Origin of the sequence: Anaeroplasma sp. (assembly GCF_034179385.1) — a bacterium.
Classification (GTDB): Bacteria; Bacillota_I; Bacilli_A; order Acholeplasmatales; family Anaeroplasmataceae; genus Anaeroplasma.
On the sequence record NZ_JAXFPY010000132.1, the window covers coordinates 1 to 9,370 of the forward strand.

The following is a 9,370-nucleotide window of genomic DNA, read 5'->3' on the forward strand; positions in this document are numbered from 1 at the left end:
AAATAGGAAAGGATAAAATTAGGAGTGGAAAAAGAATTCAAAGAGGATTATATAAAAGAAAAGACGGCACAATAATCAACGCTGATATAAATGCCGCCTTAAATATGATTAATAAATATAAACGTAACTCAAATGATACTATAATAAAGTATTTGATGAGTAGAGGTCTAACAATACCATATAGAGTATATGTAAATATGTAGAAATATATATTTATATATAAATTCGTTAAAATATGAGTTTACTCATAGAGTGAATTTTTATTCACTTTTGTTCATGCTTAATTGATTTTAAAATGTAATAGCCTTTATCTCTTGTGATAATTTCACAATTGCCAAAAAGCTTTTCTAGATGCTCCTTAGAAGATGGAGCACCCTGCTTCTTTTGTATTACAACCCATAATTCACCATTTGGAAGTAAATGATGAAATGCACCATCGTATATAGCAAATACGGTTTGTTTTCCTGCTCGAATGGGTGGGTTCGTAATGATAGATGCAAAGCTCATTCCTTGAACCTTTTCGTAAAGGTCGCTATGGAATACTTCTGCGTCTGCGTTATTTTCCTTTATGTTTAATAGATTAAGATTATAGGCACGCTCGTTAATCTCACACATTATTGCATGCTTCTTATATAATGTGGATAAAACGATACCTATTGGGCCATAGCCTGCACCCATATCTAAAATATTTCCTTCTATTTCATTTGGCTTGAATGCCTTTAGCATCGCGAATGTACCATAATCGATATATTCCTTAGAGAATACTCCGCTATCTGTATGAAAATGGAATGTATGATCCATGAAATGAAATGTATAGATATTTGGGTTGGATTTTACGTTTTCTTGAGTTTTTGAATAATAATGTGTGTTCTTGTCCATAAGCGAATAAAACCTTACTAAAAAAGGGCTTAAGACCCCTTAAGCCCACTTTTTATAACTAATTTTAAAATGATATTACTGAATTGTTAATTACTTAACTTCAACAGTAGCACCAGCAGCCTCTAACTTAGCCTTTAACTCGTCAGCCTCTGCCTTAGATACCTTTTCCTTAACAGCCTTAGGAGCGTTGTCAACTAAATCCTTAGCTTCCTTTAATCCTAAACCAGTTAATTCCTTAACAACCTTGATTACGCCTAACTTAGCAGCACCAGCAGATGTTAATACAACATCGAACTCAGTCTGTTCAGCTTGAGCAGCAGCACCAGCACCAGCAGTAGGAGCAGCAGCAACTGCAGTTGGGTCAATACCGAATTCCTCCTTCATAGCGTCTACTAATTCCTTGATTTCAAGGATTGTCATTTCTTTTAAAGATTCAATAAATACTTCTTTTGTTAACTTAGCCATTTTATTTTTCCTCCAATATAATAAATTTATTTTTTAATTAAAATTTAGGCTTCCTGTCCCTTTTCTACTAACATATTTAAACCAATTGCTAACTGAGAAACTGTACCTAACATACCAGCAGCTAACTGAGTTAATAATGTTTCGTAAGATGGTAACTGAGACAATACCTGTAATTGATCGAATGAATATACATCGCCATCAACTACACCTTTTACTACTTCAAGCTTGCTTGTTTCTTCTTCCTTCTTAGCTGCGAATAAAATCTTAGCTGGAGCAACAACATCTTCCTTAGCGAATGCAACTGCAACTGGACCAGAGAATGCATCAACAACTGCATCATAACCATTGTCCTTAGCAGCTCTAGTAGCGATGTTGTTCTTGATTACAGAAACTTCTACACCAGCCTCACGCATAGCTCTACGTAAAGTCTGGAATGCCTTAACTGTTAATCCCTGATACTTGAATACCACGAATGCAGCTGAGTTCTTCATTTTTTCTGAAACAAGCTTAACTTCTTCCTGTTTAGCTAAAATGCTTTCCTTCATTTTATACCTCCATAAATTTTTAAAATAAAATCCTCTTCTGCCGAGGCAAAAGAGGATCTCACTTTCTTCTTTTAAATTCCTCGGTAGGAGATTGAGGGTTTAAAACCCGCCTACTGTCTTCGGCTTAAATTGTACTTCTAATTATCTGATATTACTTAATGGAATCAGATGAAACCTTGATGCCAGGACCCATTGTAGATGCAACAGAAATATTCTTTACATATGCACCCTTAATAGTAGAAGGCTTAACCTTCATAATAGCATCATATACAGCCTTGAAATTCTCAGCTAGCTTATCAGCACCAAAGGATACCTTACCGATAGTCATCTGGATGTTACCAACCTTATCAGGACGGTATTCAACCTTACCTGCTTTGATTTCCTTAACTGCCTTAGCAACGTCCATAGTTACTGTACCAGTCTTAGGGTTTGGCATTAATCCCTTAGGACCTAATACACGTCCTAAACGACCTAACTGACCCATCATATCTGGTGTAGCTACGATAACGTCAAAGTCGAACCAGCCCTGATTGATCTTGTTGATCATTTCAGCTTCGCCAACATAATCAGCGCCTGCCTCAGTAGCTTCCTGCTGCTTTGCTCCACGGCAAATAACTAATACCTTTCTAGTCTTACCAGTACCGTTAGGTAACACGATAGCACCACGGATATTCTGCTCTGCCTTACGTGGATCAATGTTTAAGCGGAAGGATACATCAACAGATGCATCAAACTTAGCTGTAGATGTCTTGCAAGCTAAATCTAATGCTTCTTTAACATCATAAGCCTTAGACTTCTCTACAAGCTTAGCTGCTTCAACGTACTTCTTTCCTCTCTTCATATTGTTTCCTCCTAAAATGTGGTTAAAGCGGGAATTCCTCCCACAAGTTTTAGGCTGTTTTACACAACCAAATTAATTAGCCTTCAACTACGATACCCATGTTCTTAGCTGTACCACAAATGATGTTTGTAGCAGCTTCAATGTCATTGGCATTTAAGTCTGGCATCTTCATTTCTGCAATCTGTCTTGCCTGAGCTCTAGTGATTGTAGCTACTGTATGCTTCTTAGAATTCTCAGAACCCTTTTGAATACCTGCAGCCTTTAATAATAAATCTGCTGCTGGTGGAGTATGTACTACGAATGTGAATGAACGGTCTTCGTATACTGAGATTACTACTGGCAATACATAGCCCATCTTATCCTTTGTAGCGTCATTGAATTGAGAACAGAATCCTGGAATGTTAACTCCTGCCTGTCCTAGAGCTGGACCTACTGGTGGAGCTGGATTAGCTTTACCGGCCTGAATCTGTAGTTTTACAACTTTTGTAACTTTCTTAGCCATTTTATAAATTTCCTCCTTCTTTCAATGATGTGGTCAAACAGACTTTTGGACAAAGTCCTCCCACTCCTCGCGTAATCATACGCATGCTTTTACATTATATCAAAATGGAATTTCATAGTCAATTTGTTTTTTCACTTTTTTAAAAATTTGTTTTTTCATGTTTGTTTTTTCAGTTAATTCCTAATTTGCACAGAGTTGGTAAATCAGGAATTTTTTTTAAAGTTTTTTGCTGTTTTTCCAATATTTACTTTGTAAAAAAAAGAGCCAATATGGCTCCAATTTCATCTAATTTATATACTATTTTGCTTCTATTTGCTTATTGTTTTCAATTTGAACATTATCTTCAGTAGAATCATCTTCAACCGTGATTGAGGATTTTTTCTTATCTTGTTTCTTTTTTATTGCTCTATAAGCTGTAGTAAAAGGAATTACACCCGTTAATACTTCTGCAGCAAACCTTCCCACTTTTCTTTTATCTTCTTGAGTCTTTTCCTTTTCCGCATTGGAAAGTTCAATTCTTCTATCTAATTCCAAATTGATTTTCTCTCTGATTTGACCCATTTCATCAATTATTTTTCTTTTTTCTTCAAAAGATAAATCCGGTGTGTTGATGAGAGTTTTTAATTCCTCTAGCTGTTCTTGATAAACCATTATTTTTCTATCATGGTCATCAAGCTGAGTTTTATTCATTTCACTTATCTGACCTTGCATTTCATTAATATATTTTAGAGCTTCCTTTCCAAATTCAAGTCCAACATTAATTAATGTTACATATGGATTTGAACCAGCGTTTTCGCTTATAGCTTCTCCTGTTTTTTTTAATTGCATTGCCCATTTTTCTACCACGTATAAAACTAAAAATTATACTACCTTTTTAATCTTTACCTTGCCTGTAATGCTTCTTGAGAAACGCTTTGTTGCCTCACTAGCATCCTCATTACCATTTTGGGAAGCAAGTCTATACCACTTAAATGCATCCTCTAGATTTACTACAGATACACCAATACCATGCTCTAGACAGTCACCCAAACGATACATAGCGTAAGCATCACCAGCTTCAGCAGCTCTACTCCACCAATATTTAGCTGTAACTAAATCCTGAACGATATTCTTGTCGGATGGTTCTGTCAAGTTTTCAGCTAAGTGAATCATAGCTGGAATATTTCCATTATTTGCAGCCTTTTGCCACCAAGAAATAGCAAGAGCGTCATTCTTTAAGCATCCATCACCTAAGTGATAGCATTCCGCTAATGCATTCATGGATGCAGGGTCTTCGCTATTGGCAGCCCTTTGATACCAGTTGAAGGCAACCTTTTTATCTAATCTTACGCCATCACCTAAGCTATAACGATTGGCAAGCTTAAGCTGTGCATGTGGATTGTTTTGATCTGCAGCAAGCTGAATATAGTGAACAGATAATTCTGTACACTGTAAAATACCTTTACCTTCAGCATAATAATCTGCAATCTTCTCTTGGCATAGGGGATCTCCATTTTCGGCACCAGCTAAGAATAATTTTGCAGCACCTTTAAATTTACCTAAATATTCGTAGCATAATCCACCATCTCTTTGTGCTTGAATTACACCAGCCTTAGCCGCATGAACTAACCACTGGGCAGCTCTTGGAATATCCTTATTGATACCCTCACCCTTCATATAAGCTAATCCTAGATAATACTGGCTTAATGGGTGGGCATATTTTGCAGCCTCAGTGAACCAAGCAACTGCCTGGGTAGAATCCTGGTTAATACCATTACCCTCTAAATAGCACATACCTACCATGTATGCTGCATCTGTAATTTTATTCGATGCTGCACTCATGAATAGTTGAAATGCTCTTTTTACATTTTTGGGGCACCCTTTACCATAATATAATTGATCACCTAGATAATAACATGCTTGATAATTTGCCTGGTCGTTTTGAACGACAGTTTCAAATAATAAAAACGAATCCTTAAATTTTTCGTTTTCATATAATTCTACAGCTCTTTTAAAGACACCACGATATTGGTTAATAACGTATTCTGCCATAGGATATGCACCTCGCAATTCATTACTTTATTTTACCTTAAAATAGTTAAAAATACAATATGACAAAGCCCAAGAAAAAAGTGTTATGTCCTATTTCTTAAAGAAATGCCTTACACCTTTCTATTATTCAACGATTATTGTTTTTGCGTAAGATAAGAATTATCATAGGAGGATTCAAAATAACTCTTTACAAAGAAGAAATTCATGCAATATAAATCTTCTTTACAATCAATACAAGAAAAAGGCAGAAAACTCTGCCTTAATCATTTTTATAGTTCGTCGATGTCTCTTTCTTCATATTCAACTGTGAAGTCTGAAGATTCATCATCCTCATCGCCTCTAGCTAATCTTGCAATAGAACCATCAACCTCATCATCGTCATCATCTCTATCAGAGCGTGCTTCTGCCATTGCTTCTGCATAAACTGATTCATCAACAGGACGATGCTCACACTCGAATGTGTCCTCCTGTAAAATACCAGTACCAGCAGGGATTAAACCACCGATAATTGTATTTTCCTTTAGACCCTCAAGAATATCAACCTTAGACTGAATTGCTGCAGAAGTTAATACTCTTGTAGTTTCCTGGAAGGAAGATGCAGATAGGAAGGAATCTGAAGCTAAGGCAGCCTTAGTAATACCTAAGATTAACTGCTTAGCAACAGGAAGCTTGCCATGACGAGCCATACAATCCTTAACTGCTGCATTGTATTCTAATACAGATACATCTCTACCTGGTAATAGATCCGTATCACCTTCAGAATCAACACGTACCTTACGCATCATCTGACGAACAATAATTTCGATATGCTTATCAGAAATATCTACGGATTGAGAAGTATAAACCTTCTTAACCTCTTCTACAATGTACTTCTGTGTAGCTGTAGCATCTAAGACTCTTAATAATTCCTTTGGATGGATAGAACCCTTCATTAGCTTATCGCCACGCTTAACCTCAGTTCCCTCAGAAACTAAAAGCTCAGATGTAGCATCAACGGTATAGGATTCTGCCTCATTTGTATCTGTATTAACAATCTTAATTACCTTACCAGCCTTAGAAGGTGTAATAGATTCAACAACACCATTGATTTCAGAAATAGTAGCCTTTCCTTTTGGCTTACGAGCTTCGAAAAGCTCCTGAACTCTTGGAAGACCTTGAGTGATATCGGCTGCAGATGCAACACCACCTGTATGGAAGGTTCTCATGGTTAACTGAGTACCTGGCTCACCGATGGACTGTGCAGCAATTGTACCAACTGCCTCACCAACCTCAACAACCATATTTGTAGCAAGGTTTCTACCATAGCACTTCATACAGATACCGCTCTTAGCAGCACATGTTAATGCAGTTCTTAAGCATACTTCCTTAATGCCACAGGAATTGATTGTTGCAGCCATATCCTCTGTAATCAATTCATTACGCTTACAAATGATTTCACCTGTTTCAGGGTTAACAACATCCTTTGCAGCGAAACGACCAATACAACGATCACCAACAGATACAACTAGCTTTGGTTTACCATTATCTAGTGTGTTTTCATCAACAATATCACTAACATAGAAGCCCTTTTCAGTACCACAATCTACCATAGAAATTACAACATTCTGAGATACATCGACAAGTCTTCTTGTTAAATAACCAGATTCTGCTGTCTTTAAGGCAGTATCTGTAGAACCCTTACGAGAACCGTGGGTAGAAATGAAGAATTCAGCAACGGATAATCCTTCACGGAAGTTAGCCTTAACTGGAACTTCGATAGTTTCACCGGCAGTATTTGCCATTAATCCACGCATACCAGCTAGCTGTGCGAAGTTAGATGCATTACCACGGGAACCAGAATCGGCCATCATGAAGATGTGGTTATCCTCATTCTTAGCAAGCTCATTCCATAGACCTGCAGAAATTTCAGCTGTTGCAGCATTCCATTCCTTCTCTACGCTCTTCTTACGTTCCTTATTTGTAATTAAACCTTCCTCGTAGAATTCAGTAATCTGGTCTACCTTCTTTTCAGCCTCTTTAACTCTATCGTGCTTGCCCTTATAGTCTAAGACATCTGCCATAGAAATAGTCATACCAGCAATTGTACAATACTTATAACCTAAATCCTTGATTCTATCAAGCATTCTAGATGTTTCCGTAATCTTAAATCTCTTGAATACCTCAGCAATGATTCTTGCGATTTGCTTCTTCTTAAGTGGAGCAACCTCTGGCTGTGCTAATAATGTTTCTCTAGATTCAACAACATTCTTTGTATCTAAGAAATACTTAAGTGGAGTTTGACCAGTTAAGTTCGCCTCCGTTGGCTCATTTAAGTATGGGAAGGAATCTGGAAGAATTGTGTTGAAGATCATCTTACCCATTGTAGTGAATAGGTAATTGGATGGTCTATTTAGAGGAAGCTTATGCTCACCTAAATAAGAACCATCAACGAAAATTCTTGTATGAAGTGTGATTGCACCATTCTTATATGCAATATATGCTTCATCGTAATCCTTATAAACATGACCTTCATTAGGCTCACCCTTACGCTCAAGTGTAATGTAGTAGTTACCTAAGATCATATCCTGAGATGGAGTAACAACTGGCTTACCATCTCTTGGGTTTAGAATGTTATTACTTGCAAGCATTAATAATCTAGCTTCAGCCTGTGCTTCTAAGGATAATGGAAGGTGGATAGCCATCTGGTCACCATCGAAGTCTGCGTTGAATGGTGTACAAACTAATGGGTGAAGACGAATAGCCTTACCCTCAATTAAGATTGGCTCGAAAGCCTGAATACCTAAACGGTGAAGTGTAGGTGCACGGTTTAATAGAACTGGATGCTCACGAATAACCTCTTCTAGAATACCCCAAACAGAGTTTTCCTGGTTATCAACCATCTTGTTTGCAACTGCAATAGAGTTGCCCTGCTTCATTAATTCTCTTAAAACGAATGGTTTGAATAGAATTAATGCCATTTCCTTTGGAACACCACACTGATACATCTTTAGAGATGGACCAACAACGATAACAGAACGACCAGAGTAGTCAACTCTCTTACCAAGTAGGTTCTGACGGAAACGTCCTTGCTTACCACGAAGCATATCAGATAAGCTCTTTAGCTTATGAGTCTTATCTACATTACCCTTCTTACCACGCTTTGCGTTATCAATTAGGGCATCAACGGCTTCCTGAAGCATTCTCTTCTCATTCTTAGTGATAAGATGAGGAGCATGCTGCTCATACTGCTTCTTTAAACGATTATTACGGTTTAAAATACGACGGTATAAGTCATTTAAGTCTGTTGTTGCGAATCTACCACCCTCAAGCTGAACCATAGGTCTTAATGCAGGTGGGATAACAGGAAGGATATCAAGTACCATCCATTCTGGCTTGTTATCACTTCTTAAGAAGGATTCAACAATTTCAAGTCTCTTAATAACCTTATCACGACGTTGCTTAGAAGAAGTCTTTAATTTTCTTCTTAAGCTCTTTTCCTCTTCCTCAAGGTTAATTCCACGAAGTAGAGTCTTAACAGCCTCAGCACCAGTTAAAGCCTTGAACTGTCCTGGATATTTTTCCATTAATTCAGCATAGTTCTGTTCAGTTAAAATTTGCTTCTTAACTAAGCCACAAGCCTTATTTGATACTTCAGTAACAATATAGGATGCTAAATAAACAATTTCATCTAGATCCTTTGTCTTTAATTCAAGTAGGGTAGCTAAAGGAGATGGAGAATTTCTTAAGAACCAAGTATGTACTACTGGAGATGCAAGCTGGATATGACCCATTCTTTCTCTTCTTACCTTAGATTCAGTAATTTCAACACCGCACTTCTCGCAAATTTTACCCTTATCTGTATTTCTCTTTGACTTTCCGCAGGCACATTGATAGTCCTTAGAAGGTCCGAAAATTTTCTCACAGAATAATCCATCTGGTTCTGGCTTTAATGTACGATAATTGATTGTTTCATGCTTTAAAACCTCACCATGAGACCATGATCTGATTTCCTCAGGAGAAGCTAAACCGATTTTAATATACTTATATTGCTTCATCTTATTCCTCCTCCTCGAATGCGATATCGTCATCTGCTTCTTCAACCTGTGCAACAGCCTCAGTAGATTCTTC

General features: G+C 37.3%; 9 protein-coding genes and 1 other annotated feature. Of the genes, 1 reads left to right on the top strand and 8 read right to left on the bottom strand.

Features of this window, described 5'->3' with window-relative positions; genetic code table 11:
• The coding region (locus tag SPJ17_RS08875; protein ID WP_321094887.1) for a hypothetical protein at positions 1 to 203 on the top strand (203 nt) is incomplete at its 5' end.
• A 61-nt stretch (positions 204 to 264) separates the two neighbouring features.
• Here SPJ17_RS08875 and SPJ17_RS08880 read toward each other — a convergent pair.
• From SPJ17_RS08880 to rpoC, 8 genes are all read right to left on the bottom strand, one after another.
• Complete coding sequence (locus SPJ17_RS08880; protein WP_321094888.1) at positions 265 to 879, bottom strand: methyltransferase; 615 nt, start codon at positions 877 to 879, stop codon at positions 265 to 267.
• Between the two features lie 90 nt (positions 880 to 969).
• Positions 970 to 1,344, bottom strand: coding sequence for a 50S ribosomal protein L7/L12 (gene rplL / locus SPJ17_RS08885; RefSeq protein WP_321094891.1), 375 nt, complete (start codon positions 1,342 to 1,344; stop codon positions 970 to 972).
• A gap of 44 nt (positions 1,345 to 1,388) precedes the next feature.
• Positions 1,389 to 1,889: a 50S ribosomal protein L10 gene (gene rplJ, locus SPJ17_RS08890; protein ID WP_321094893.1), complete on the bottom strand. Its 501-nt coding sequence runs from the start codon at positions 1,887 to 1,889 to the stop codon at positions 1,389 to 1,391.
• 16 nt (positions 1,890 to 1,905) lie between these two features.
• Positions 1,906 to 2,030 (bottom strand) — a sequence feature (ribosomal protein L10 leader region).
• 10 nt (positions 2,031 to 2,040) lie between these two features.
• The gene (gene rplA / locus SPJ17_RS08895; protein ID WP_321094895.1) at positions 2,041 to 2,730 is read right to left on the bottom strand and encodes a 50S ribosomal protein L1; all 690 of its coding nucleotides are present in this window, start codon (positions 2,728 to 2,730) and stop codon (positions 2,041 to 2,043) included.
• A 76-nt stretch (positions 2,731 to 2,806) separates the two neighbouring features.
• The gene (gene rplK, locus SPJ17_RS08900; RefSeq protein ID WP_119017013.1) at positions 2,807 to 3,232 is read right to left on the bottom strand and encodes a 50S ribosomal protein L11; all 426 of its coding nucleotides are present in this window, start codon (positions 3,230 to 3,232) and stop codon (positions 2,807 to 2,809) included.
• Between the two features lie 297 nt (positions 3,233 to 3,529).
• Positions 3,530 to 4,060 carry a hypothetical protein gene (locus SPJ17_RS08905; protein WP_321094900.1) on the bottom strand — a complete coding sequence of 177 codons (531 nt, stop codon included), beginning with the start codon at positions 4,058 to 4,060 and terminating at the stop codon, positions 3,530 to 3,532.
• 33 nt (positions 4,061 to 4,093) lie between these two features.
• Positions 4,094 to 5,263 (bottom strand): tetratricopeptide repeat protein, encoded by a 1,170-nt coding sequence (locus SPJ17_RS08910; protein ID WP_321094902.1) that lies wholly within the window; start codon positions 5,261 to 5,263, stop codon positions 4,094 to 4,096.
• Between the two features lie 269 nt (positions 5,264 to 5,532).
• Positions 5,533 to 9,297 (bottom strand): DNA-directed RNA polymerase subunit beta', encoded by a 3,765-nt coding sequence (rpoC, locus tag SPJ17_RS08915; protein WP_321094904.1) that lies wholly within the window; start codon positions 9,295 to 9,297, stop codon positions 5,533 to 5,535.
• Between the last annotated feature and the right edge of the window lie 73 nt (positions 9,298 to 9,370).

What these genes read in the sequence shown, in the direction of transcription:
- SPJ17_RS08880 (WP_321094888.1), bottom strand. Translation starts at nt 879, where the DNA reads ATGGACAAGAACACACATTATTATTCAAAAACTCAAGAAAACGTAAAA.
- rplL (WP_321094891.1), bottom strand. Translation starts at nt 1,344, where the DNA reads ATGGCTAAGTTAACAAAAGAAGTATTTATTGAATCTTTAAAAGAAATG.
- rplJ (WP_321094893.1), bottom strand. Translation starts at nt 1,889, where the DNA reads ATGAAGGAAAGCATTTTAGCTAAACAGGAAGAAGTTAAGCTTGTTTCA.
- rplA (WP_321094895.1), bottom strand. Translation starts at nt 2,730, where the DNA reads ATGAAGAGAGGAAAGAAGTACGTTGAAGCAGCTAAGCTTGTAGAGAAG.
- rplK (WP_119017013.1), bottom strand. Translation starts at nt 3,232, where the DNA reads ATGGCTAAGAAAGTTACAAAAGTTGTAAAACTACAGATTCAGGCCGGT.
- SPJ17_RS08905 (WP_321094900.1), bottom strand. Translation starts at nt 4,060, where the DNA reads ATGCAATTAAAAAAAACAGGAGAAGCTATAAGCGAAAACGCTGGTTCA.
- SPJ17_RS08910 (WP_321094902.1), bottom strand. Translation starts at nt 5,263, where the DNA reads ATGGCAGAATACGTTATTAACCAATATCGTGGTGTCTTTAAAAGAGCT.
- rpoC (WP_321094904.1), bottom strand. Translation starts at nt 9,297, where the DNA reads ATGAAGCAATATAAGTATATTAAAATCGGTTTAGCTTCTCCTGAGGAA.